Raw genomic sequence first — 23,680 nt, forward strand, 5'->3', positions numbered from 1 at the left:
ATCTTTCTCCGTTTGGCGTGGCGCCCCCTCGGGGCATACTGATGCTGTGACTTCGGGCGGGCGGCGGGACTTCTTTATCAGTTATTCACCGGCCGACGAGCGGTGGGCGACCTGGCTGGCCTGGCAGTTGGAGACCGTGGGTTACCGCACCCTCATCCAGGCCTGGGATTTCGTGCCCGGTACCAACTTCATCGATTTCATGGACCGCGGTGTGCGCGATTCGGCGGTAGTGCTGGTGGTGCTCTCGGAGAATTATCTCGGTTCCTACTACGGAACCATGGAATGGCAGGCGGCCTACCGCACAGATCCCGGCAAGCTGATGCCAGTGCGCATCGCCGAATGCACGCTCGAGGGGCTACTCGCCACCATCACCTATCTCGACCTGGTGCGGGTATCCACTGCCGAGGAGGCGCGCCGAATCCTGCTGGAGCGGGTTGGACATCTGGTCGCGGGGCGGGCGAAGCCGCAGTCGGAACCGGGCTTTCCGCAGGCGGGTCTCGAGCGGTTCGCCGCCGAAACCATCTCGGACACACCAGAATTCGTGCTGCCGCGCCGCACACCTTTTGCGGCCCCTGCCTTTCCGGGGGCCACCGATCGTGACGAGCCACGTACCAGTGTCTCTGTACTGCATGTCGCGGGTCCGCGCTTCGGTCGCGGGCTCCTCGCGCCGGACGAGCCGAGCACCGCGGCCGAATTACAGGCGCGCATCCACGCCAATGTCACCCATCTGGTGAATCAGGGTGCGGCCAAACCGGATTTGATCGTGGTGTCCGGGGACATGACCGAGTCCGGCCGCCCGCGCGAGGTCGAGGAGGCGCTGACCTTCCTGAGTGGATTGCGCACGCTACTCGGCTTCGGTCCAGAACGGCTGATTGTGGTGCCGGGCAATCACGATGTCTCCAAACCGGCCTGTCACGCGTACTTCCTGAGCTGCGAGGCGCGCGATCGCAAACCGCAGCCGCCGTACTTCCCGAAGCTCGAGCAGTACGCGCGGCTGTTCGGTGCGCTGTATCAGGGGCTGGATCACCTCGTCTTCGATATCGGTCAGCCGTGGACACTGTTCCCGATTCCCGAATTGCGGGTGGTGGTAGCCGGACTGAATTCGACCATGGCCGCGACCCATCTGCCCGAGGACGATTACGGCCGGATCGGCGAACCGCAGGCGTCCTGGTTCGCCGAGCGGCTGCGCCCGTTCGAGGAGAACGGCTGGTTGCGCCTCGGTGTCGTCCGGCATGATCCGCTGCCCGGCGCGGGTACTCCCGCCCATGATCCGGACCTGCTGCGCGACGCGGATACGCTGTCCCGGCTGCTCGGCGGCCGGTTGAATCTGTTGCTGCACGGTCCGGGACCCGGTGGGCCGCATCTGGATCGGCTCGACGACACGTTGCCCGTGCTGCCTGCGGCCGGACCGGGGCGCGATGAGATCATCCAGCTCACTGCCGCAGGTCTGGCCCGGTTCGCTGGAGGCGGCGAGTCCACCAGGCAACTCGAATTCGACTGGCTGAAGGTGTCCGCGGCGCTGCCGACGGCCAAACAGCCCGAACTACTCGGACCGGACGAGCCAGAGCTCCCGGAACCGCCCGCCGAAACTCCGGCGGTCGATCCGCACGGGCGGCTGCTCGAGCGTGTCGCCGAGGTGTGCGAAACCCGTTATCCCGGTGCGAAGATCCGGCACGTCGAGGTTGAGCCGCCACATTTGCTGATCACCAGGGAGGACGACGAGGTCATCGCCCAGTGGCGCGTCGGTGTGCACGTCGGTGATATGACCCGGCAGGTCGTCGAGGACTTCCTCGGCCACGATCCGGAGTACGGTTCCGAACTCGTGTATCGCGGTGCGCCGCCGCCACGTTCGCTGCGTGAGGAGGCGGCCAGCCACGGTCTGCGGGTGCGCAGCTTCACCGAATTCCAGGGCCTGCTCGATCTGGACGACTATCTCGCGCACCAGGCGGCACGGTTGCGCGCGGATCGCACCTATCCGCCGGATCTGTATGTGCCGCAGCGCTTCCGGATCCTCGAACACGGCGACCAGCAGATCCGCGACGATCTCGTAGGCGAACTGATGAAGGTGATCGCGGCCGACCACGGCCGATTCATCCTGATACTCGGTGATTTCGGACGCGGGAAAACTTTCGCGCTGCGCGAATTGGCTCGCCGCATCACCGAAACCATGCCCGCGCTGATTCCGATCCTGATCGACTTACGGGCCTTGGACAAAACCCATTCGGTGGACGGTCTGGTCGCCGCGCATCTCGCGAATCACGGCGAGGATCGGATCGACCTGAAGGCGCTGCACTACATGTTGCGCGAGGGCCGGGTGGTATTGCTGTTCGACGGCTTCGACGAACTCGTCACCCGGATCAGCTACGAGTTCGCCGCCGACCATCTGGAAACCCTGCTGCAGGCCGCCGTCGGCAAGGCCAAGATCATCGTGGCCAGCCGCACCCAGCACTTCGCATCCCGCGCCCAAGTGCTCACCGCCCTCGGCGAACGCGTCGGTCTGCTGCAGGATAGGCGCATCGTGGGCATCGAGGATTTCGCGCCGGCGCAGATCCACGCCTTCCTGACCAACCGCTACGGCGGCGATATCCGCCGCGCGGACGCCAGAATGGGCTTGATCACCGGTATCGAGGATTTGCTCGGACTGGCACAGAATCCCAGGATGCTCGGCTTTATCGCCGATCTGGACGAGCGGCGGCTACGGGCCGCGGCGGGCGCCAAACAGGCGGTGGGGCCGGCGGGGCTGTACCGGGAGATCCTGGAGTCCTGGCTGACCTACGAGGCCGACCGGACCGCGGGCGTCGCCGGCGCGCTGCCTGGGTTGCGCCTGCACGAATTGTGGCTCGGGGTCACGGCATTCGCGCTACGTGTCTGGGGAACCGGCGAGCCATATCTGCGCCTGTCCGAATTGACCGAGGTGGCAGCGGGTTTGGCCGAGCTGACCGGATCGAGCCGGATGTCGGTGCAGCAGTCGGCGCATGCCATCGGCTCCGGCAGCCTCCTGGTGCGCACCGAGGACAACCTATTCGGCTTCATTCATTCGTCGGTAATGGAATGGCTGGTGGCCAACCATATTGCCGAACAGTTCGAGGTCGGCACGATCGCACCCGCCCAACTGAACCAATCGCCGCTATCTCAACTTTCGATCGACTTCCTTTGCGATCTTGCCGACAACCGGGCGCTGCGCAGCTGGGCCGACGGAGTGCTCGCCGACCAGGCGGCCGAGGAAGTGTCGCGCACCAATGCGATTCGGGTGGCGACGCGGCTGCGCACCGCACCGACCGCGGATCTGCGCGGTGCGAGCCTGGCGGGGGAGGATCTGTCGTATCGGGATCTGCGCGATGTCGATCTCACCGGAGCCGACCTCAGCGGCGCCCGATTGGTCGGCACGAACCTCGATCGTGCCGTGCTGTACGGTGCGCGGTTGGTCGGCACCCGACTCGACGAGGCCAGTCTGGTCGGAGCTGATCTCGGCGAGGCCGATCTGACTCGCGCCCGACTGGTGCACACCGATCTGACCGGATCGCGGGCGAGCGGCAGCCGCTGGTCCCGCGCGGCACTCATCGAGGTCACCGGCATCCCCACCGGTACCGATCTGCACGGTGCGGCGTTGGTGCCCGGGGGCGCGGCGCAGACCGAATTCGCACCTGCCGCAATCGGCGTCCGGCACGGCTTCCACGCCAGACACGGCCGGCTGCCGCAGCCGGTCGCCTACAACCCGGACGGCGGCACGCTCGCCATCGGCAGTGATGACGGTGGTGTGCTCATCTGCGACGCCGAAACCGGAAGGCCACTGCGCACCTTGCAGACCCACCGTGCCCGTGCCTTCGCGGTGGCGTTCACCGATACGGTGTTGGTGACCGGATCCGGCGACGGCACCGTGGCCATCTGGGAAGCCGCCACCGGTGAACTGCGCCGAATCCTGTTGGGGCACAAGAACTGGCCGTGGCCGGTGGTGCTGAGTCCCGCCGGTGATCTGCTGGCGACCGGTGATGCCGACGGTGTGCTGCGGCTGTGGACATTGCCGAGCGGCGAATTATGGCACGAATGCCGTCCCGCGGGTGGTGGTGGCCGGGAACTCATCTACAGCTTGGATATTCGCGGGCGGCTTGTCGCAGCCTCGTATCGGGACGGCACTGTACGGCTGTGGGATATCGAAAATGGCAGGGAGAGTGGCGAATTCAGTGGTGCGTCGGGATCGGTGTTCCGGGTGGCGTTCAATCCGACCGGTGAACTACTCGCGGTCGGTGGCGTGGACGGCACGCTGGCGCTGTGGGATCCGTTGAGCTGCCGCAAGGTTCGCGATCTGCCTGGACACACCGGGCGGGTCTATTCCGTGGCCTTCCATCCCAGCCTCCCGATCGTGGCGAGCGGGGACACCGATGGCGGATTGCGACTGTGGGATGCGGACACCGGTGCGCAACGGCAGTCGCTCACCGAACATGCCGCGGCCATCTACTGGCTCACCTTCGATCCGTCAGGTGAACTGCTCGCCTCGGGCGATAGCGCCGGACTGGTCTGTCTGCGCGATAGCGAGACCGGGGAGTTGCGGCACCGGCTCACCGCGCATACCGGCTCGATCTGGCCGTTCGCCTTTCGCCCGGACGGAACCCAATTGGCCGTCACCGACGACCAATTCACCACCCGGCTCTGGGATCCGGTAACCGGCACCTGCAAACACACGCTCACCGGCCACGGCCGCCAGGTCCGCACGGTCAGCTTCAACGCGGACGGCACCCTGCTTTCCGCCGTGGGTAACGACGGGGTGGTTCGACTGTGGGATCCGGTGACCGGACGGATGGTGCGCCGACTGGTCGGCAGCGAAGACCGTCTGCTCACCTTCGAATCGGCGATATTCAGCATGCTGGGCCGCCATCAGCTCGGTCTCGTCGTCAATGACGGGCGGCTCAGCCTGTTCAACCTCGACGCCGACCTGTACGAACGCCACATCACTATCGAATCCGCACCGATCTGGGCGGCCGCCTTCGACCCGACCGGCGACTATGTGGCCACTGCCAATGACGACGACACGGTGATCATCTGGGTGCGCACGACCGGCGCACTACATGCCGTCTGCGCCGAACACCGCGGCCGGGTGCGCTCCATCGCATTCAGCGCCGACGGTGCGCTGATGGCCACCGGCTGCGACGATTCCATTGTGCGGTTGTGGGATGTGCGCTCCGGACGGTTCCTGCGGGCACTGCACGGACATCGCGACCGGGTGTACGCGGTCGCCTTTCACGAGGGCCGCCTAGCCAGCGTGTCCTGGGATACCACTGCCCACATCTGGGATATCGAATCCGGGGATGCACTGCATACGCTGACCAGGCATACCGGCAGGCTGTGGACGGCCGCGGTCGACCCGTGCACCGGCACCTTGGCGACCGGGGGCGATGATCTGGTCGTTCGGTTGTGGGATATGGCCTCGGGGCGTCATCTGCATACGCTCGAGGGGCACAAGCGCCGGGTATGGTCGCTGAGCTTCGACCCATCCGGCAAGCTGCTGGCCAGCGGCGGTGATGACGGCAACATCCTGTTGTGGTCGCGGCCGGAGGATGACGCGCCGTCGATCCGTGCGATCCTGCTCGGTCTGCCCGAAGGGTGGGCGGCTCTCGCGCCCGATGGTCGGTACAAATTCGAGGGCAATATCGCCGGGCAGTTCTGGCATGTCATCGGCATTTCGCGGTTCGAATCCGGCGAACTCGATCCCTACCTGCTCGAAGTGGGTCAGTTGGCGGCGGATGCACCGTTCTGAGCTGCGCGCCTTCTTTGTTCAGCGTCGCTGATCTGATCGCATCGCAACGTTGCGGGCCTGGTGCTCGGCTGCGCGGCATACCATTGAAGTCGGCCCAGAGAAGCGTTACATCCGCGCCCGCGGAATGTCCGTCCGGCGCGTGCGCACGGAGGGAGGTCGGGGCAATGGAAAGCACGACGTGTCTGGTGGTCGGTGGTGGACCGGCCGGCATGGTGCTGGGGCTGCTGCTGGCCCGCGCCGGCATCGATGTCACCGTTTTGGAGAAACATCAGGACTTCCTGCGCGACTTCCGGGGCGACACAGTGCATCCCACGACCCTGGACCTGCTCGACGAACTGGGTCTCGGTGAGGAATTCGCGAAACTGCCCTCGCGCAAACTGCAGCAGGTCCTGCTGCCGATCCGGGGGGCGGTGCAGACGGTGTTCACCCTGGAACATCTGCCCGGTACGCATAAATACATCGCGATGGTGCCCCAGTGGGATCTGCTGGACCTCTTGGCCGGGGTGGCCGATCGAGAGCCGAGCTTCCGGCTGCGCATGAACACCGAAGCGACAGCGGTGATTTGGGAGGACCGCCGGGTCGCCGGTGTCGCCTACCGGACCAGCGACGGCGAAACGGGCGAGATCCGCGCCGACCTGACGGTGGCCTGCGATGGCCGTGACTCGGTGCTGCGGGCCGAGGTCGGACTCGGCTCACGCAGTTGGCCGACACCGATGGATGTGTGGTGGTTCCGGCTGCCGCGCACCGATGTCGACCCCGCGGGTTTGCTCGCACTGCTCAGCGCCAACCGCGTCGCGGTCATGTTCGATCGCGGTGACTACTGGCAGGTGGCGACCCTCATCGCCAAGGGCAGCGATGCAGCGGCCCGCCGCGGTCCGGTCACCGAAATCGTGCGCAGCATGGCCGATTCCGCACCGTGGCTGCGTGACCGGGAGGGTGCGCTCCGGGACTGGGATGAGGTGAAACTGCTCGATGTGAAATTGGACCGCCTGACAAAGTGGTACACCGACGGTCTGCTCTGTATCGGCGACGCCGCCCACGCGATGTCCCCCGCCGGCGGCGTCGGCATCAACCTCGCCGTCCAGGACGCCGTCGCCACCGCGAGAATCCTTGCCCCACTACTGACTTCGGGCACCCTGACCACCCGCGACCTGGCCAGGGTGCAGCGTCGCCGCACCCTCCCAACCGTTGTCACCCAGGACCTGCAACGCGTCCTCCACGCCACGGTAATCCGCCCCGCCCTATCCGGCCGAATCGATATCGCCAACGCCGCAACGACTCCTTTGCTGCTACGCATCCTGCGCCGAATCCCTGTCGTGCGCACCGTGCCGCCATTCCTGATCGCCCGAGGAATACTCCCCGAACACGCCCCAGCTTTCGCCCGCCGTTCCTGACGCGCCCGCTAGATGCAGTCAGCGCACGTGATGATCCATGGGAAACATCGACGGCCACATGGTGTTTCATCACTCGGCAAGGGGTTCCGGTGATACGAATGCCCGAGCGGTGTGAGTCCCGCAACGGTGTACGGCTCTTCGCGCTACTGCGGTGGGGAGGGTGACGACGACCCGGCCTGCGTTGACTGCGAGGCGGTGGCAGCTCAGAACAGCGAAGGGCGGTCGAGGTCTGAGCTGATACTCGGCGTCAGGGGCGCAACACGATCTTGCCGATAGGAGAGCGCTGCTCGATAAGCCGGTGGGCCTCGGCGGCCGCGTCGAGGGGGAGGACGGAATCGACTTGGGGAGTGAGGGTTCCGGTGGCGGCTCGGTCGAGCGCGGCGGCGCCGGAGCGGGATACTTCGGCGAGCCAGGCCGGTCCGGCGCAGGCGGTGAGGGTGAGGCCGTGGGGGAGCAGGTCCGTCGTGGAGATCTGGGCTGGGGCTCCGGAGAGCCAGCCGTAGCTGAGGATCCGGCCGCGTACCGGGGTCATGGCTGCCAGCAGGTCTCGGGCGGTGGTGCCGCCGATGGAATCGAAGACGACGTCGAGCGTGGTGCCGTCGAGGGTTTCGCGCAGTCGGGTGGGCCAGTCCGGTGCGTTGTGGTCGATCACCTCATCGGCGCCCAATGCCTTTGCCCGCGAGGACTTTTCGGAACCGCCAGCGGTCGCGATGACGCGCGCGGCACCGAATTCCTTGGCGAGTTGGGTGAGTGCGCTGCCGACTCCGGTCGCGGCGGCTTCGATCAGAACTGTTTCGGAGCCGGTGAGTGCGGCGGTCGCGAGCAGGGGCAGTGCCACCGATCCGTCCATCAGGACAGCGGCCGCGTCGACGGACGAGAGGGCGTCCGGGATCGTGGTCACGGAAGCTGCTGGCGCGCAGACGAATTCGGCGTAGGAACCGAAGCCCATGGTGGCCACCGCGACTCGTCGGCCCAGCAAAACCGTGTCGACCCCGTCCCCGATCTCGACGACCACTCCGGCGGCCTGGAAACCGAAGACCATCGGTGGTTCGGTAGCCATCGGAAACTCACCCGAGCGCAGTTTGGTTTCCGGGAACAGCACCGGAATCGCCTCGGCGCGGATCACCAGCTCGCCGGGGCCCGGATGTGGTGCGGCGACATCCTGTGCGACCAGGACCTCGGGTCCGCCGATACCCGTCATTACGATTGCTTGCATTGTCAGCTCCATAACTTGACTGCTGGTCCAGATGTTTGTTCGAACAATATGGACCGGCGGTCAAGTTGTCAATAAAGGTGGTGGAATGACCGACGAACGCCCGAGGGAACGGGCGGATGCCGCGCGTAATCGGGAGGCGATCCTGGCCGCGACCGCCGCATTGCTTGCCGAACACGGTGCCGACGCGTTAACCATGGATCGGGTCGCGGCGGCCGCCGGTGTCGGCAAGGGCACGATCTTCCATCGCTTCGGCAATCGCGCCGGACTACTGCACGAGATGATCGCCGAGAGCACCTTCGCATTGATGGATGCGGTCCGCAGTGGTCCGCCGCCGCTGGGCCCTGGGGCGCCGGCGGGGGAGCGATTGCTGGCCTTCTTCGACGCCTTCCTGCGAATGATGACAGACAACATCGAGGTGACTGTCGCCTACATGCAGGGCCCGCCGCACCCGCGCGCCGCCGAGATCCACGAATTCTGGGACGCGCACATCACCGCGCTGCTGCGGGAGGCCCGTCCGGACCTGGATGCCGAGGTCGTCGGCAGGCTGCTGCTGGGCACATTGGGTGGCGAACAGGTGTCGCGACTCGCGCGTGCGGGGGAGATCGAACGGCTGCTCGCGGCGGTCCGGCAACTCGTCCAATCGGTGCTGCGCACGCCCGTGCCGTAGTGACCTGAGCGGTACTGGCTGGTGGTGTGCCAGCGTGCTCTGAAGCAGATCACTCGAAGGACGCCTGATCTCTGGCGAGAATGGCGTCGAAGCGTTGGTCGGCGCTGTCGAGTTGGTGCAGGATGCGCCGCTTGACGTGCTCGGCAAGCGGAGTGTCGGCGCGGGTGACGAGGTCGCGGTAGATGTCGGTGAGCGGGCGGTACTTGGTGGCGAGTTTACGCATCGCCGGACCGTCGGCGTAGAGGATCCCGACGCCGTTATCGGTGAAGTCGGAGAATTTGACGATCCGAGCCCACGGCGCGCGATCGAGATTGGCCGCGACGTGTTCGCGATATTGTGCGTGCCGATCGATCTCCGGATCGGGTTCCGGATTGGTGACGGCGGCGACGAGTTCGGCGACCCTGGCGCCGAACCGTGCCGCGATTTCCGCGAGTGCGGCATCGTTCGGCGAACCGGGACGCGCGCCGGCCAGTTCGACCGGGTGGTCCTCGACGGAATCGTGCAGCAGCCCGGCCGCGACGACATCCGGATCCCGCACTTCGTAGTGGCTGACGATCCGAATCGCAACGCGCAGTAGATGACTCAGATACGGTTCGCGGCCGTAACGATCGTCGCGGTGCAGTTCGGTAGCCAGGTCCAATGCCTCGGTGAGCCGTTCGGTGTCGGACAGTTCGGCGATTTCCAGCAGTAGTCGTTCGCGCAGTCCGCTCTCGCCGTAGACCTCGCTGATCGTATGCAGCGGCATCACGGCCAAAACCCCCGCCCCAGGGTTGCTCATATGGCCAATCTATCGGGGGCCGCCGCGCACCGCTGTAGATGGACCATTGTTCAACTTCGCGACAATAAATCCGTTGCCGCGCGACGGCGGCGATGGTATCCACCGGTTGGGAACGGATCGACCGCATCGGCGGCATGGTCACGATTTTCGGTGCGCGCGATTAGCTGCGATCCTGGGGAACCTCGCTCGCGACACTCGGGAACTACGCCCACTACGGCATGGACTACGAGTACCTGGACGACGACCACAAAGGCGAGGTGCAGATCTTCCGTCAGTACCGGCGGAAGGTGAACATCGCTCGCCAGGCCCGCGCCGAAGTGCTCGTCCGATTCGATGGGCAGGCCTCGACGGAGGAGGTTCAGTGGGCCATCTGGTCGCATGGCGCGACCGTTCGCCGTCGTCGCTCCCCGACGCACGAGGAACGGCTCGCCACGCCCTGAACTGCAGCTACTTCGCCTGCGGGATCAGTGTGTTCTGCCGCGCCGCAGTCCACCACCGACCGTTCTCTTTGACCAGAACGTACAGCGCGATCATCGCGTGATCGATATCGATCAACTCGCCCTCGGCCGTCGTCGCCCGGGCGAGTTTGTGCGCGATCGCGATATCTGGCCGCAGGAATACGATGTCGGCGACCTCGTAGCGGACATACTGATCCTTCAAGAATCCCGCCAGGCCCCGTCGATTGGCCGCCAGCAGTGCGTCTTTCCCGACCATGAGCGCACCGACCGCATTGACCACCGCCGCGTTGGCCGTGAAATCGGCGGTCATGAGTTCGGCGTCGTTGGTGTTGTACGCGGTTTCGACAGTGGCGATGATCTGCTCGATTGCCGCAATGTCCGCGGTGTGGTCGACAGTGGTGTCGGCGACCACGGGCTGAATTGTTGTTGCGCTCATGGCCATCAGCCTCTTATCTCAACTTTAGTTCAGGTCAACAGGCTGTCGGCTCCGTCACAACCGTTCGCGAGATCAGCGCACGCCCCGCGGTCGAAATTGAATGCTGATTCGCGGCCCGGTCGGCCTGCGCGTCTTCGGTACGGCGTGTTCCCAGGTGCGCTGGCATGAGCCGCCCATGACCAGCAGATCGCCATGTCCGACCTGAAATCGGAGACTCGCGCCCCCGCCGCGCGGTCGCAGCAGGAGTGCGCGCGGCGCACCGATCGAAATGATGGCGACCATGGTGTCATCGGTCGCCCCGCGCCCGAAGGTATCGCCGTGCCAGGCCACGCTGTCGCGTCCGTCGCGGTAGAAGCACAACCCGGCCGTGCGGAACGGTTCGCCGAGTTCCGCGCGATAGTGCGCGGTCAGTGCCTCCCGTGCCTCGCCCAGCGCCGGGTCCGGCAACTGCGCGCCCTCCTCGTAGAAACACAGCAGCCGCGGCACGTCAACCACCCGGTCGTACATCGGCCGCCGCTCCGCCTGCCACGGCACCCCGTCCACCAGGCGTTCGAACAGCAGATCCGCCCCCGACAACCACCCGGGCAGCACATCCACCCAGGCGTTATGACTCAACGCCGTCCGGCGTACACCACCGAGCTCGCCCACCTCGATATCCCCGAACCCGTCGAGCAATGATCCCTGCAGCGGTGTCGGCATGCCGCCGAATCTACGCCTAATCGAACATATGTGCTAGCGAGAAACGGTCATTCAATTCTTGGTGAGAATGTCACGTGCGATATCGACAGCGGCCGTGTAGCACTCGTCGTCGGTGAGCGGAAGATCGCCCATCATGGCGGTGCTCCAGCTGATGGTGAGCAGGGCTTCACGGAAAACGGCGAGGGGCGGTGGTCCGTAGGCGCACCTCTCGAACACTCGGAGTGTCCGAATCGCACGTGGCCCCGCTCACAGCAGGATATGCCTGGTTAAAGCGGTGCAAACGGCGCTGCTAGGCTGCATGCCGTAAGACATCCTTTAACGGACCGTCCGGTGAGGCGGGGAAGGAGGTCGGCATGGCCGTGCCCGAGGAACGGGCCGCCAAGTCCGGCGCTGCCGAAACGTCGCAGCGACACACCCCCGATTGGGTGAGCGCGGGACGCGAGTTGCTGTCTCCTTCCGACGTCGGCCGGACCATCGCGCGCATCGCGCATCAGATCATCGAAAAAACCGCCCTGGATGCGGGCGACCCGGACGCACCCCGCGTGGTGCTGATCGGCATTCCCACCCGCGGTACCACCCTGGCCGCGCGTCTCACCGACAAGATCGAGGAATTCTCCGGGGTTCGCCCGGCCCTCGGCTCGCTCGACATCACCCTCTATCGCGACGATCTGCGCAGCCGCCCGCACCGCCCGCTCGAGCGCACCTCGGTACCCGAGGGCGGCATAGAGGATGCACTCGTGGTCCTGGTCGACGACGTGCTCTTCTCCGGCCGCACCGTGCGTTCCGCTCTCGACGGTCTGCGCGATCTGGGCCGCCCCCGCGCCGTCCAACTCGCGGTGCTCATCGACCGCGGCCATCGCGAACTCCCGATCCGCGCGGATTTCGTCGGCAAGAACGTGCCGACCTCCCGCAGTGAGGACATCTGCGTACTACTCACCGAACACGACGGCCGCGACGGCGTCTATTTGCATCAGGAGGAAGCGCAGTGAACCGGCTCGCCGAAGCGAGTGTCAGCGAGGTGGAATCGTGAGCGAGCGTAGCGAGCGAACCATGAACACAGCGGCCCGAGGCCGAGCGACGGAGCCGAGCGTCAGCGAGGTGAGGTCGTGAGGCATCTGCTGACGGTGACCGACCTCGATCGTGGCACTGCCACCGAATTGCTCGACGAGGCCGAACGTTTCGAGCAGGCGCTGCTCGGCCGCGAGGTGAAGAAGCTGCCGACGCTGCGCGGCCGCACCGTGATGACGGTCTTCTATGAGAACTCCACCCGCACCCGGGTGTCGTTCGAGGTCGCGGGCAAGTGGATGAGTGCCGATGTGATCAATGTCAGCGCGAGCAGCTCCTCGGTTACCAAGGGCGAATCACTGCGCGATACCGCGCTGACTCTGCACGCGGCAGGCGCGGACGCGCTCATCGTCCGGCACCCGGCCTCGGGTGCGGCCCACCAGATCGCGGGGTGGATGGATGCCTGGGCGGTTTCCGAGGGGCGTCGAGGCCCAGCCATCATCAATGCCGGTGACGGCACTCACCAGCATCCGACGCAGGCGCTGCTGGACGCGCTGACCCTGCGGCAGCGCCTCGGCGATATCGAGGGCAAGCGGATCGTCATCGTCGGCGATATCCTGCACAGCCGGGTCGCGCGCTCGAATGTCTTCCTGCTCAACACCCTTGGCGCCGAAGTGGTGCTGGTCGCGCCGCGCACGCTGCTGCCGGTCGGCGCGGATCTGTGGCCCGCCCGGATCTCGGCGTCGCTCGATGCCGAGTTGCCCGGCGCCGATGCGGTGCTGATGCTGCGGGTTCAACAAGAGCGGATGAACGGCGGTTTCTTCCCGTCGGCCCGCGAGTATTCGGTCAACTACGGACTTTCCGAGCGCAGGCTCGCAATGCTGGACGCGAACGCGGTCGTCCTGCATCCAGGTCCGATGCTGCGCGGTATGGAGATCGCCTCGCCCGTGGCGGATTCCTCGCAGGCGGCGATCCTGCAACAGGTGACGAACGGAGTACATATGCGGATGGCCGTGCTGTTCCGGCTGCTGGTCGGTACCCAGGAGGCTGCCGCATGAGCCTGCTGCTCAAGGGTGTTCGACCGTACGGCGAAGGCGAGCCGGTCGACGTGCTCGTGCGCGATGGTGTAATCGCCGCCATCGGAACGGATCTGGGCATTGTCGACGCCGAGGTCATCGACGCGCAGGGACAGATCCTGTTGCCCGGCTTCGTCGATCTGCACACCCATCTGCGCGAACCCGGCCGCGAGGACACCGAAACCATCGAAACCGGTTCCGCCGCCGCGGCACTCGGTGGCTATACCGCTGTCTTCGCCATGGCCAATACCAGCCCGGTCGCCGATTCGGTGGTGGTCACCGATCATGTATGGCGGCGCGGCCAGGAGATCGGCCTGGTCGATGTGTATCCGGTGGGTGCGGTCACGGTCGGCCTGGAAGGTAAGCAGCTTGCCGAAATGGGCACCATGGCCGCCGGTGTCGGCGCGGTGCGCATGTTCTCCGATGACGGCCACTGCGTCTACGACCCGCTGCTCATGCGCCGCGCACTGGAGTACTCGAACTCCCTCGGCGTGTTGATCGCCCAGCACGCCGAGGAGCCACGCCTGACCAAAGGCGCTGTCGCGCACGAAGGTCCGACCGCCGCCCGCCTCGGCTTGGCCGGTTGGCCGCGCGCCGCGGAGGAGTCGATCGTCGCCCGGGACGCACTGTTGGCCCGGGACGCGGGCGCCCGCGTGCACATCTGCCACGCATCCACCGCCGGCACTGTCGAATTGGTGAAATGGGCCAAGGCGCAAGGGATTTCGATCACTGCCGAGGTCACCCCGCACCATCTGCTGCTCGATGACTCGCGCCTGGAGACCTACGACGCGGTCAACAAGGTGAACCCGCCACTGCGCGAGGTTTCCGACACCATCGCACTACGGCAGGCACTCGCCGAGGGCATCCTCGACTGCGTCGCGACCGACCACGCCCCGCACGCCGAACAGGACAAGTGCTGCGAATTCGCCGCCGCCCGCCCCGGTATGCTCGGGCTGGAAACCGCGCTGTCGATCATTGTGCAGACCATGGTCGAACCCGGCCTGCTGGACTGGCGCGGTGTCGCCCACGTGATGAGCGAGCGTCCGGCCGAAATCGTCGGCCTCGACGGCCACGGCCGCCCGATCGAAGTCGGTGAACCGGCCAACCTGACGCTGGTCGATCCGGATGCGGCCTGGACAGTGCGGGCCGCGGAGCTCGCCAGTATTTCCAATAACACGCCGTTCGAGGACATGACGTTCCCGGCCCGGGTGACAGCGACGTTGCTCCGCGGCCGGGTAACCGCCCGTGCGGGCAAGGCGGTGGGAGGTTCGTAAGTGGAAAGAACGCTGTGGGTGGTCGGACTGCTCGCACTGTTCGCCTTGTGCATCTGGTTGATGTACCGAGGTTGGCAGAATCGCGCCGCGCGGCAGGCGGCACGGATCGGCGAACTACCGCATGTGCCGGGTGATCTCGGTGCTCAGGTGCTCGAGCCGACCACCGGAGTGTATCTCGGCAGCACCATCGCACCCAGCTGGCAGGACCGGATCGCGGTGGGCGACTTGGGTTTCCGGGCCACGGCGGAACTTACGCGGTTCGAACGGGGGATTCTGCTCGAGCGCGACGGTGCGACGGTGATCTGGATTCCGCAGGAATCCATTACCGCGGTGCGGACCGAACGCGGACATGCGGGCAAGGTGATGACCGAAGATGGTGTGCTGGTAATTCGCTGGAAGCTGCCGACCGGAACCGAGATAGATACCGGGTTCCGAGGTGACGACAAGACGGTGTACCCGGCGTGGGCCAGGACGATGACGGGAGACGACGAGGGATGAAACAAGAAGTAGCAGCATTGGTACTGGAGGACGGCCGGGTTTTCCGCGGCACGGCCTTCGGCGCCGTCGGCGAAACACTCGGTGAGGCGGTGTTCTGCACCGCGATGACCGGGTACCAGGAGACCCTCACCGACCCCAGCTACCACCGCCAGATCGTGGTGGCCACGGCCCCGCAGATCGGCAATACCGGCTGGAACGACGAGGACGACGAATCCGGCAAGATCTGGGTCGCCGGATACGCGGTTCGCGACGCCTCGCGCGTCGCGTCGAACTGGCGTTCGACCGGCACACTGCAGGACCAGCTGGACCGCCAGCGGATCGTCGGCATCGCGGGTATCGACACCCGCGCGTTGGTACGCCACCTGCGCACCCGCGGTTCGATGAAGGCGGGTATCTTCTCGGGTTCGGCGCTGGCCGACGCCGACGAACTGCTGGCGCGGGTCAATGGACAGCCCTCGATGCTCGGCGCGGATCTGGCCGAAGAGGTCAGCACCGACAGGCTGTACACGATCGAACCGAACGGCGACCCGCGCTTCACCGTGGTCGCGGTCGACCTCGGCATCAAGACCAATACCCCGCGCATGTTCGCCCAGCGTGGCATGCGGGTGCATGTGGTGCCGTCGACCGTCTCGCTCGACCAGATCCTGGAACTGAAGCCGGACGGTGTCTTCCTGTCCAACGGTCCGGGCGACCCGGCCACCCAGGACGGCGCGGTCGCTATCACCCAGGGGGTGCTGGAGCAGGGGCTGCCGCTGTTCGGCATCTGCTTCGGCAATCAGATCCTCGGCCGCGCCTTGGGCCGCAAGACCTACAAGATGAAGTTCGGCCACCGCGGCATCAATATCCCGGTCGTCGAACACGAGACCGGCCGGATCTCGATCACCGCGCAAAACCACGGCTTCGCGCTGGAGGGCGAACAGGGCGAACAGTTCGACACCCCGTTCGGCAAGGCCGAGGTCAGCCACGTCTGCGCCAACGACGGCACCGTCGAAGGCGTACGCCTGGTCGACGGCCGTGCATTCTCGGTGCAGTACCACCCGGAGGCCGCCGCCGGACCCCATGACGCCGCCTATCTCTTCGACCGTTTCGCCGGTCTCATGGAAGGAGCCTGATGCCTCGCCGCGAGGATCTGAAGCACATCCTGGTGATCGGCTCCGGTCCGATCGTCATCGGCCAGGCCTGCGAATTCGACTACTCCGGCACCCAGGCGTGCCGGGTGCTGCGGGCCGAGGGCCTGCGGGTATCGCTGGTGAACTCCAACCCGGCGACCATCATGACCGATCCGGAATTCGCCGATTCCACCTATGTGGAACCGATCACCCCGGAATTCGTCGAGAAGGTCATCGAAAAGGAGCGCCCCGACGCCATTCTCGCCACCCTCGGCGGGCAGACGGCACTGAATACCGCGGTCGCCCTGCACGAGCGTGGTGTGCTGCAGAAGTACAACGTCGAGCTGATCGGCGCCGACTTCGAGGCCATCCAGCGTGGTGAGGACCGGCAGAAGTTCAAGGACATCGTCGCCAAGGTCGGCGGCGAGAGCGCGCGCTCCAAGGTCTGCCACACCATGGACGAGGTCCGCGAAACCGTTGCGGAACTGGGCTTTCCGGTGGTCGTGCGGCCGTCGTTCACTATGGGCGGCCTTGGCTCCGGGATGGCCTACAACAACGAGGACCTGGATCGCATCGCCGGCGGCGGCCTGGCCGCCTCGCCGACGGCCAATGTGCTCATCGAGGAATCCATCCTGGGTTGGAAGGAATACGAACTCGAGCTGATGCGCGACGGCCGCGACAATGTCGTGGTGGTCTGCTCGATCGAGAATGTGGACCCGATGGGTGTGCACACCGGTGATTCGGTCACCGTCGCACCCGCCATGACCCTCACCGACCGCGAATACCAGCGGCTGCGCGACCTCGGCATCGATATCTTGCGCGAGGTCGGCGTCGACACCGGCGGCTGCAATATCCAGTTCGCGGTGAATCCGCGTGACGGCCGCCTGATCGTCATCGAGATGAATCCGCGCGTCTCGCGCTCGTCCGCATTGGCCTCCAAGGCGACGGGTTTCCCGATCGCCAAGATCGCCGCCAAGTTGGCCATCGGCTACACCTTGGACGAGATCGTCAACGACATCACCAAGGAAACTCCAGCCTGTTTCGAGCCGACCCTGGACTATGTGGTGGTCAAGGCGCCGCGCTTCGCCTTCGAGAAGTTCCCCGGCGCCGACGACACGTTGACCACCACCATGAAGTCGGTCGGCGAGGCGATGTCGTTGGGTCGCAACTTCGCCGAGGCGCTCGGCAAGGTGCTGCGCTCGCTGGAAACCAAGGCCGCGGGCTTCTGGACCCAGGACGACGGCAAATGGACCGATACCGAGGCCATCCTGGCAGATCTGCGCACCCCGACGGAGGGGCGCATCTACCAGGTGGAGCGCGCGCTGCGCCTGGGCGCGAGCATCGAAGACGTCGCGTCGGCCTCCGGCATCGACCCCTGGTTCGTCGCCGAGGTGGCCGGACTTGTCGAGCTACGCCGGGAGATCATCGACGCACCCGTGCTCGACGAGCCGCTGCTGCGCCGCGCCAAGCATTACGGCCTTTCCGATCGCCAGATCGCCGCGCTGCGACCGGAATTGGCGGGTGAGACCGGCGTGCGCGTACTGCGGCACCGGCTCGGTGTCCGTCCGGTCTTCAAGACCGTCGACACCTGCGCCGCGGAGTTCGAGGCCAAAACCCCGTACCACTACTCGACCTACGAGCTCGATTTCGAAGGCACAGAGTCGGAGGTCTCGCCGCAGCGCGAACGGGACAAGGTGATCATCCTCGGTTCCGGGCCGAACCGGATCGGCCAGGGCATCGAGTTCGACTACTCGTGTGTCCATGCGGCGCAGACGCTTTCGCAGGCCGGATACGAGACTGTCATGGTCAATTGCAACCCGGAGACCGTCTCCACCGACTACGACACCGCCGACCGGCTCTACTTCGAGCCGCTGACCTTCGAGGATGTGCTGGAGGTCTACCACGCCGAAACCGAATCGGGCACGGTCGCCGGTGTGATAGTGCAGCTCGGCGGGCAGACCCCGCTGGGGCTGGCGCAGCGCCTCACCGATGCCGGTGTGCCGGTGGTCGGCACCAGTGCCGCCGCGATCGACCTGGCCGAGGATCGCGGCGAGTTCGGTGACGTCCTGGTGGCCGCCGGCCTGCCCGCGCCGAAGTACGGCACCGCGACCACCTTCGCGCAGGCCAAGAAGATCGCCGCGGGCATCGGCTATCCGGTATTGGTGCGCCCCTCCTATGTGCTCGGCGGACGCGGCATGGAAATCGTCTACGACGAGGCGTCACTGGAGGGCTATATCTCCCGGGCCACCGAACTCAGTCCAGAACATCCGGTACTGGTCGACCGCTTCCTGGAAGACGCTATCGAGATCGACGTCGACGCGCTCTGCGATGGCGACGAGGTTTACCTGGGCGGTGTGATGGAGCACATCGAAGAGGCGGGCATCCACTCCGGCGACTCCGCCTGCGCGCTGCCGCCGATCACCTTGGGCCGCAGCGATATCGAGGCGGTGCGCCGCTCCACCATCGCGCTGGCCAAGGGCATCGGTGTCAAGGGCCTGCTCAATGTGCAGTACGCGCTCAAGGACGATGTGCTCTACGTTCTCGAGGCGAATCCACGGGCGAGCCGGACGGTTCCGTTCGTCTCGAAAGCCACCGCGGTGCCGCTGGCCAAGGCGGCCGCGCGGATCACCATGGGCGAAACCATCGCCGAACTGCGCAAGGAGGGCATGCTGCCCGCCGAGGGCGACGGTGGCCACGTGCCGCTCGACGCGCCGGTCGCGGTGAAGGAGGCGGTGCTGCCGTTCCACCGGTTCCGCAAGGCCGACGGCAGCGGTGTGGATTCGCTGCTCTCGCCGGAGATGAAGTCCACCGGTGAGGTCATGGGCATCGACGCCGATTTCGGCACGGCCTTCGCCAAGAGCCAGGCCGCAGCCTATGGTTCGCTGCCGACGGAGGGCACCGTCTTCGTCTCGATCGCCAACCGGGACAAGCGCGCCATGGTGTTCCCGGTCAAGCGCCTCAACGATCTCGGCTTCCGCATCCTGGCCACCGAGGGCACCGCGGAAATGCTGCGCCGCAACGGAATTCCGTGCGAACAAGTGCGCAAGCATTCCGAGGACGGTCCGGCCGACCAGCCAACCATCGTGGAGCAGATCCGCGATGGCGAGGTCGACATGGTGTTCAACACCCCGTACGGCAATTCCGGGCCGCGCGTGGACGGCTACGAGATCCGCACGGCGGCGGTCGGGGTGAACATTCCGTGCATCACCACGGTGCAGGGTGCGGCCGCGGCGGTGCAGGGCATCGAGGCGAGTATCAACGGCGGCATCGGGGTGCGTTCGCTGCAGGAACTGCATTCGGTGCTGCGTGGCTGACCATGGAGGCGGTGCGATGAAAACGTTCGGTGCCCGATTGCAGCACGCAATGCGGCACTTCGGGCCACTGTGCGTCGGCATCGATCCGCATCCCGGCCTGCTCGAATCGTGGGGCCTCACCGACGATGTCGGTGGTGTCGAGGCATTCGCCGAGATCTGCGTCGAGGCCTTCGACGGCCGGGTCGCGCTGATCAAACCACAGGCCGCCTTCTTCGAGGCTCACGGTTCCGGCGGCATCGCGGTGCTGGAGCGCACCATCGAGGTGCTGCGCGGCTCGGGCACCCTGGTGCTCGCCGATGCCAAGCGTGGCGATATCGGCTCGACCATGGACGCCTACGCCCGCGCCTGGCTGGGCGACGGACCGCTCGGCTCGGATGCGTTGACGCTCTCGCCGTATCTCGGATTCGGTTCGCTCGCACCGGCTTTGACGCTGGCGGAGGCGAACGGCCGCGGCGTCTTCGTACTCGCCGCCACTTCAAACCCCGAAGGTGCACTGGTGCAGCGGGCGTTGGCGGCGGACGGTCGCACGATCGCCCAAACCATGGTCGACGCGGCGGCGCAGTGCAATGTGGGCCAGGAATTCGGCTCGGTCGGCATCGTGCTCGGGGCCACCCTCACCGAGACGCCGGAGCTCGCGGGACTCAACGGCCCGATCCTGTTGCCGGGCGTCGGAGCGCAGGGTGGTGGTCCGGAAACGGTGCGGGAACTGGTGCCGCAGGAGTTGTTGCACGCTGCGGTGCCGACGGCTTCGCGCGAGGTGCTCAGTGTCGGTCCGTCCGTCTCGGCACTGCGTGCCAAGGTGAGCGCGCTGCAGGAGGAGTTCGCGTTCCTCCGGCGATGAAGTGGTGATGATTGCGGTGGACCGGCGTTTCGGCGTCGGTCCATTTCGCGTTTCGGGACGGGGCGGGCCGTTGAACGGGCATGACGTGTCATATCGAACAGCTGTGCGGCCCGCTGCGCCGATTTCCCCGCCATCCGGCACACCGATGGCCGCGGCGGTGTCCTGATCGATTACGGAGCGAACTGGACCGGCACAGAGTGCCGTTCGTGCTTGCTGCGCTGAGATCGCGGCGAATGGCGGGATTTCGTTGCGGTTCGCCGGCCCGGCGTCGCTCCGGCAGGTATGAAGGGCCGAAATCAATGATTTCTCGTCTCCGACACGCGCAAGAACAACGCGACACGCGGAAAAATCCGAGAGAATTCCAGGTCGGACAGGTTACCGGTTGCTGGCGCGATGCGGGTTGTCGCCGCAATTGCCCCGCTAACCCACTTACGGCATGGAAAAGCCCTGCTCGCGGGGCATTTCAAGATATCGGCGGTAGGATCACCGCAGCGATCGACGCGCTGTGCGCATCCCGCCGGTCCCACCCCTACGACACCGGCGAATCATGCGCTGACCTGGGGGGTGGGTTCGCAATCGGGCAACGTCGTGGGTACGGTCGCTGAGACTGCTGGGTTACCGGCAGGAGTTGATGCAATGAACGATGAGACGGAGGAACCGTGGCCCTTCCCCAGCTGACTGACGAGCAGCGCGCCGCTGCTTTGGAGAAGGCGGCTGCCGCTCGCCGTGCTCGGGCGGAGCTCAAGGAGCGCCTGAAGCGTGGCGGCACCGACCTGAAGCAGGTCCTCACCGATGCCGAAACCGACGAGATCCTCGGCAAGATGAAGGTGTCGGCGCTGCTGGAGGCCCTGCCCAAGGTGGGCAAGGTCAAGGCGGCGGAGATCATGAGCGAGCTGGAGATCGCCCCCACCCGGCGGCTGCGCGGACTGGGTGATCGGCAGCGCAAGGCGCTGCTCGCCCGATTCGACTTCGCCTGACCACCGAGGTGGTCCAACACACGCGGAAGGGTCGACTGGTAGTACTGGTCGGCCCCTCGGCCGTGGGCAAGTCGACCGTGGTCCGTTGCGTCCGCGAGCGACTGCCCCAACTGGTCTTCAGCGTGTCGGCGACAACCCGGGCCCCCCGGCCCGGGGAGATCGACGGCCGCGACTACCGGTTCGTGTCCCGGGAGGAGTTCGACGCCATGATCGCGGCGGGTGAACTCCTCGAGTGGGCCGACATCCACGGGGGACTACAGCGCTCGGGCACTCCGGCGCAACCGGTGCGTGACGCACTCGTCGCCGGCCTGCCGGTGCTCGTCGAGGTGGACCTCGAGGGCGCACGGTCGGTGCGCAAGGCCATGCCGGATGCGCTGCTGGTATTTCTCGCCCCGCCCAGCTGGGAGGAATTGGTTTCCCGGCTGACCGCGCGGGGTACCGAATCACCCGAGGTGATCGCCCGCAGGTTGGAGACCGCCAGGACCGAATTGGCGGCCTGTGACGAGTTCGACATCGTCATAGTGAACGACGAGGTGACCAGCGCCTGTGAGCAGTTGGTATCGTTGTTCGTTAGCACAAATTCGAGTTCGTGACCCGCACTCTGTGAAAACTACCCAACCCGAAGAATCGATCCCCGCAGGAGCCCTCTCAGTGAGCAGTACGGACATCAAGCCCGCGCCCGCATACGACACTCCGGTCGGCCTCACCAACCCCCCGATCGACGAGTTGCTCGAGCGCACCTCGTCCAAGTACGCGCTGGTGATCTACGCGGCCAAGCGGGCCCGTCAGATCAACGACTACTACAACCAGCTCGGCGACGGCATTCTCGAGTATGTCGGCCCGCTGGTCGAGCCCGGTCTGCAGGAGAAGCCGCTGTCGGTCGCGATGCGTGAGATCCACTCCGACCTGCTCGAGCACTCCGAAGGCGAGTAACAACCACATCTAGGCCGGAGGCGTAGTGACCACACGGATCGTCGTCGGCGTCGGCGGAGGGATCGCCGCCTATAAGGCCTGTTCGATCGTGCGCCGGTTCACCGAGACCGGGCACCAGGTACGGGTGATCCCCACCGAGTCGGCGCTGCAGTTCGTCGGCAAGGCAACCTTCGAAGCGCTGTCCGGGAATCCGGTGCACACCGATGTGTTCACCGATGTGCCCGAAGTGCCGCATGTGCGGTTGGGCCAGGAGGCGGACCTTGTGGTCATCGCCCCGGCGACCGCCGATCTGATGGCGCGTGCCGCACAGGGCCGCGCCGACGATCTACTCACCGCCACCTTGCTGACGGCCCGATGTCCGGTGTTGTTCGCGCCCGCGATGCACACCGAGATGTGGGAGCATCCGGCCACCGTCGCCAATGTCGCGACGCTGCGCGCGCACGGTGCGATTGTCATGGAACCCGCCTCGGGCCGGTTGACCGGCACCGATACGGGGCCCGGCCGGTTGCCCGAGCCCGAGGAGATCTTCGGGCTGGCGACGCTGCTGCTGGAACGCGCCGACGCCATCCCGCGTGATCTGACGGGCCGTCGGGTGGTGATCACCGCGGGTGGCACCAGGGAACCGCTGGATCCGGTGCGCTTTCTCGGCAATCGCAGCTCCGGCAAGCAGGGCTACGCCTTGGCCAGGGTGGCTGCGCAGCGCGGTGCCCACGTCACCTTGATCGCGGGCAATACGATCGAGATGGCCGCACCCGCCGCCGTCGACCTCGTGCACATCACCACCGCCGAACAGCTCAAGACCGCCGTCGAAAAGCATGCGGTCGGCGCGGACGCAGTGATCATGGCCGCGGCCGTGGCGGACTTCCGGCCGACCACCGTGGCCGCGGCCAAGATCAAGAAGGGTGCACACGAGCCCGACGTGATCCCGCTGACCAAGACCGACGATATTCTCGCCGGACTGGTCCAGGCGCGGCGTGACGGTCAGCTACCCGGAACCGCGATCGTCGGCTTCGCCGCCGAAACCGGTGACGAGCATGGCGATGTGCTCATGCATGCGCGGGCCAAATTGGCGCGCAAGGGCTGTGATCTGCTGGTCGTGAACGCGGTCGGCGAGGGTAAGGCCTTCGAGGTCGACACCAATGACGGCTGGCTACTCGGTGCCGACGGCACCGAACAGGCGCTCGACCATGGATCGAAGGCATTGCTCGCGAGCCGGGTGCTGGACGCGCTCGGTCTGCTGCTGCGCTGAGACC

The 23,680-nt window shown here is 66.1% G+C and carries 20 protein-coding genes; 15 read left to right on the plus strand and 5 right to left on the minus strand.

The window, feature by feature from the left end:
- Positions 1-46: 46 nt before the first annotated feature.
- Entirely contained in the window at positions 47-5,752 is a 5,706-nt protein-coding gene (locus AB0L63_RS15860; RefSeq protein WP_364500507.1) for a TIR domain-containing protein, read from the plus strand.
- A gap of 164 nt (positions 5,753-5,916) precedes the next feature.
- Complete coding sequence (locus AB0L63_RS15865) at positions 5,917-7,146, plus strand: FAD-dependent oxidoreductase (RefSeq protein WP_364500510.1); 1,230 nt, start codon at positions 5,917-5,919, stop codon at positions 7,144-7,146.
- 247 nt (positions 7,147-7,393) lie between these two features.
- On the opposite strand, the gene AB0L63_RS15870 is transcribed toward AB0L63_RS15865, so the two are convergent.
- Entirely contained in the window at positions 7,394-8,362 is a 969-nt protein-coding gene (locus tag AB0L63_RS15870; protein WP_364500513.1) for a zinc-binding dehydrogenase, read from the minus strand.
- A gap of 85 nt (positions 8,363-8,447) precedes the next feature.
- Here AB0L63_RS15870 and AB0L63_RS15875 point away from each other — a divergent pair, with 85 nt between their 5' ends.
- A complete protein-coding gene (locus AB0L63_RS15875; RefSeq protein ID WP_364500516.1) occupies positions 8,448-9,029 on the plus strand; it encodes a helix-turn-helix domain-containing protein in 582 nt (193 codons plus the stop codon).
- 49 nt (positions 9,030-9,078) lie between these two features.
- Here the strand turns inward: AB0L63_RS15875 and AB0L63_RS15880 are convergent, their stop codons facing one another.
- Positions 9,079-9,807: an HD domain-containing protein gene (locus AB0L63_RS15880; RefSeq protein WP_364500519.1), complete on the minus strand. Its 729-nt coding sequence runs from the start codon at positions 9,805-9,807 to the stop codon at positions 9,079-9,081.
- 218 nt (positions 9,808-10,025) lie between these two features.
- Between AB0L63_RS15880 and AB0L63_RS15885 the strand changes: the two genes are divergently transcribed.
- Positions 10,026-10,247, plus strand: coding sequence for a hypothetical protein (locus tag AB0L63_RS15885; RefSeq protein WP_364500521.1), 222 nt, complete (start codon positions 10,026-10,028; stop codon positions 10,245-10,247).
- A gap of 7 nt (positions 10,248-10,254) precedes the next feature.
- Here AB0L63_RS15885 and AB0L63_RS15890 read toward each other — a convergent pair whose 3' ends face one another.
- The 3 genes from AB0L63_RS15890 to AB0L63_RS15900 all read right to left on the minus strand — a co-directional run bounded on the left by AB0L63_RS15890 (position 10,255) and on the right by AB0L63_RS15900 (position 11,616).
- A complete protein-coding gene (locus tag AB0L63_RS15890) occupies positions 10,255-10,701 on the minus strand; it encodes an SgcJ/EcaC family oxidoreductase (RefSeq protein ID WP_364500524.1) in 447 nt (148 codons plus the stop codon).
- Positions 10,702-10,773: 72 nt separating this feature from the next.
- On the minus strand, positions 10,774-11,400 hold the full coding sequence (locus tag AB0L63_RS15895; protein WP_364500526.1) for an alpha-ketoglutarate-dependent dioxygenase AlkB: 627 nt from the start codon (positions 11,398-11,400) through the stop codon (positions 10,774-10,776).
- Positions 11,401-11,451: 51 nt separating this feature from the next.
- Positions 11,452-11,616 carry a hypothetical protein gene (locus tag AB0L63_RS15900; RefSeq protein WP_364500529.1) on the minus strand — a complete coding sequence of 55 codons (165 nt, stop codon included), beginning with the start codon at positions 11,614-11,616 and terminating at the stop codon, positions 11,452-11,454.
- Between the two features lie 137 nt (positions 11,617-11,753).
- On the opposite strand from AB0L63_RS15900, the gene pyrR reads away from it, so the two are divergent.
- The 11 genes from pyrR (at position 11,754) to coaBC (ending at position 23,676) form a co-directional block, all read left to right on the plus strand.
- The gene (pyrR, locus tag AB0L63_RS15905) at positions 11,754-12,389 is read left to right on the plus strand and encodes a bifunctional pyr operon transcriptional regulator/uracil phosphoribosyltransferase PyrR (RefSeq protein ID WP_364500531.1); all 636 of its coding nucleotides are present in this window, start codon (positions 11,754-11,756) and stop codon (positions 12,387-12,389) included.
- A 117-nt stretch (positions 12,390-12,506) separates the two neighbouring features.
- Entirely contained in the window at positions 12,507-13,463 is a 957-nt protein-coding gene (locus tag AB0L63_RS15910) for an aspartate carbamoyltransferase catalytic subunit (protein WP_364500534.1), read from the plus strand.
- Positions 13,460-14,755, plus strand: coding sequence for a dihydroorotase (locus tag AB0L63_RS15915; RefSeq protein WP_364500536.1), 1,296 nt, complete (start codon positions 13,460-13,462; stop codon positions 14,753-14,755). Before AB0L63_RS15910 ends, AB0L63_RS15915 begins: the two co-directional genes overlap by 4 nt.
- The gene (locus AB0L63_RS15920) at positions 14,756-15,253 is read left to right on the plus strand and encodes a transporter (protein WP_364500539.1); all 498 of its coding nucleotides are present in this window, start codon (positions 14,756-14,758) and stop codon (positions 15,251-15,253) included.
- The gene (carA, locus tag AB0L63_RS15925; RefSeq protein WP_364500542.1) at positions 15,250-16,365 is read left to right on the plus strand and encodes a glutamine-hydrolyzing carbamoyl-phosphate synthase small subunit; all 1,116 of its coding nucleotides are present in this window, start codon (positions 15,250-15,252) and stop codon (positions 16,363-16,365) included. Before AB0L63_RS15920 ends, carA begins: the two co-directional genes overlap by 4 nt.
- The gene (carB, locus tag AB0L63_RS15930; protein WP_364500545.1) at positions 16,365-19,676 is read left to right on the plus strand and encodes a carbamoyl-phosphate synthase large subunit; all 3,312 of its coding nucleotides are present in this window, start codon (positions 16,365-16,367) and stop codon (positions 19,674-19,676) included. Before carA ends, carB begins: the two co-directional genes overlap by 1 nt.
- Before the next feature lie 16 nt (positions 19,677-19,692).
- Positions 19,693-20,517, plus strand: coding sequence for an orotidine-5'-phosphate decarboxylase (gene pyrF, locus AB0L63_RS15935; RefSeq protein WP_364500548.1), 825 nt, complete (start codon positions 19,693-19,695; stop codon positions 20,515-20,517).
- Between the two features lie 659 nt (positions 20,518-21,176).
- Positions 21,177-21,494 (plus strand): integration host factor, actinobacterial type, encoded by a 318-nt coding sequence (gene mihF / locus AB0L63_RS15940; protein WP_062993489.1) that lies wholly within the window; start codon positions 21,177-21,179, stop codon positions 21,492-21,494.
- 8 nt (positions 21,495-21,502) lie between these two features.
- Positions 21,503-22,087, plus strand: coding sequence for a guanylate kinase (gene gmk / locus AB0L63_RS15945; protein ID WP_364500551.1), 585 nt, complete (start codon positions 21,503-21,505; stop codon positions 22,085-22,087).
- A 58-nt stretch (positions 22,088-22,145) separates the two neighbouring features.
- On the plus strand, positions 22,146-22,427 hold the full coding sequence (gene rpoZ / locus AB0L63_RS15950) for a DNA-directed RNA polymerase subunit omega (RefSeq protein WP_040692158.1): 282 nt from the start codon (positions 22,146-22,148) through the stop codon (positions 22,425-22,427).
- 25 nt (positions 22,428-22,452) lie between these two features.
- Positions 22,453-23,676 carry a bifunctional phosphopantothenoylcysteine decarboxylase/phosphopantothenate--cysteine ligase CoaBC gene (gene coaBC, locus AB0L63_RS15955; protein ID WP_364500555.1) on the plus strand — a complete coding sequence of 408 codons (1,224 nt, stop codon included), beginning with the start codon at positions 22,453-22,455 and terminating at the stop codon, positions 23,674-23,676.
- Positions 23,677-23,680: the final 4 nt, after the last annotated feature.

The organism is Nocardia sp. NPDC051990 (assembly GCF_040680755.1).
Classification (GTDB): Bacteria; Actinomycetota; Actinomycetes; order Mycobacteriales; family Mycobacteriaceae; genus Nocardia.

Bases quoted from the DNA above. Each gene is read 5' to 3' on its own strand.
- AB0L63_RS15865 (WP_364500510.1), top strand. From the start codon at position 5,917: ATGGAAAGCACGACGTGTCTGGTGGTCGGTGGTGGACCGGCCGGCATG.
- AB0L63_RS15870 (WP_364500513.1), bottom strand. From the start codon at position 8,362: ATGCAAGCAATCGTAATGACGGGTATCGGCGGACCCGAGGTCCTGGTC.
- AB0L63_RS15875 (WP_364500516.1), top strand. From the start codon at position 8,448: ATGACCGACGAACGCCCGAGGGAACGGGCGGATGCCGCGCGTAATCGG.
- AB0L63_RS15880 (WP_364500519.1), bottom strand. From the start codon at position 9,807: ATGAGCAACCCTGGGGCGGGGGTTTTGGCCGTGATGCCGCTGCATACG.
- AB0L63_RS15885 (WP_364500521.1), top strand. From the start codon at position 10,026: ATGGACTACGAGTACCTGGACGACGACCACAAAGGCGAGGTGCAGATC.
- AB0L63_RS15890 (WP_364500524.1), bottom strand. From the start codon at position 10,701: ATGAGCGCAACAACAATTCAGCCCGTGGTCGCCGACACCACTGTCGAC.
- AB0L63_RS15895 (WP_364500526.1), bottom strand. From the start codon at position 11,400: ATGCCGACACCGCTGCAGGGATCATTGCTCGACGGGTTCGGGGATATC.
- pyrR (WP_364500531.1), top strand. From the start codon at position 11,754: ATGGCCGTGCCCGAGGAACGGGCCGCCAAGTCCGGCGCTGCCGAAACG.
- AB0L63_RS15915 (WP_364500536.1), top strand. From the start codon at position 13,460: ATGAGCCTGCTGCTCAAGGGTGTTCGACCGTACGGCGAAGGCGAGCCG.
- carA (WP_364500542.1), top strand. From the start codon at position 15,250: ATGAAACAAGAAGTAGCAGCATTGGTACTGGAGGACGGCCGGGTTTTC.
- carB (WP_364500545.1), top strand. From the start codon at position 16,365: ATGCCTCGCCGCGAGGATCTGAAGCACATCCTGGTGATCGGCTCCGGT.
- pyrF (WP_364500548.1), top strand. From the start codon at position 19,693: ATGAAAACGTTCGGTGCCCGATTGCAGCACGCAATGCGGCACTTCGGG.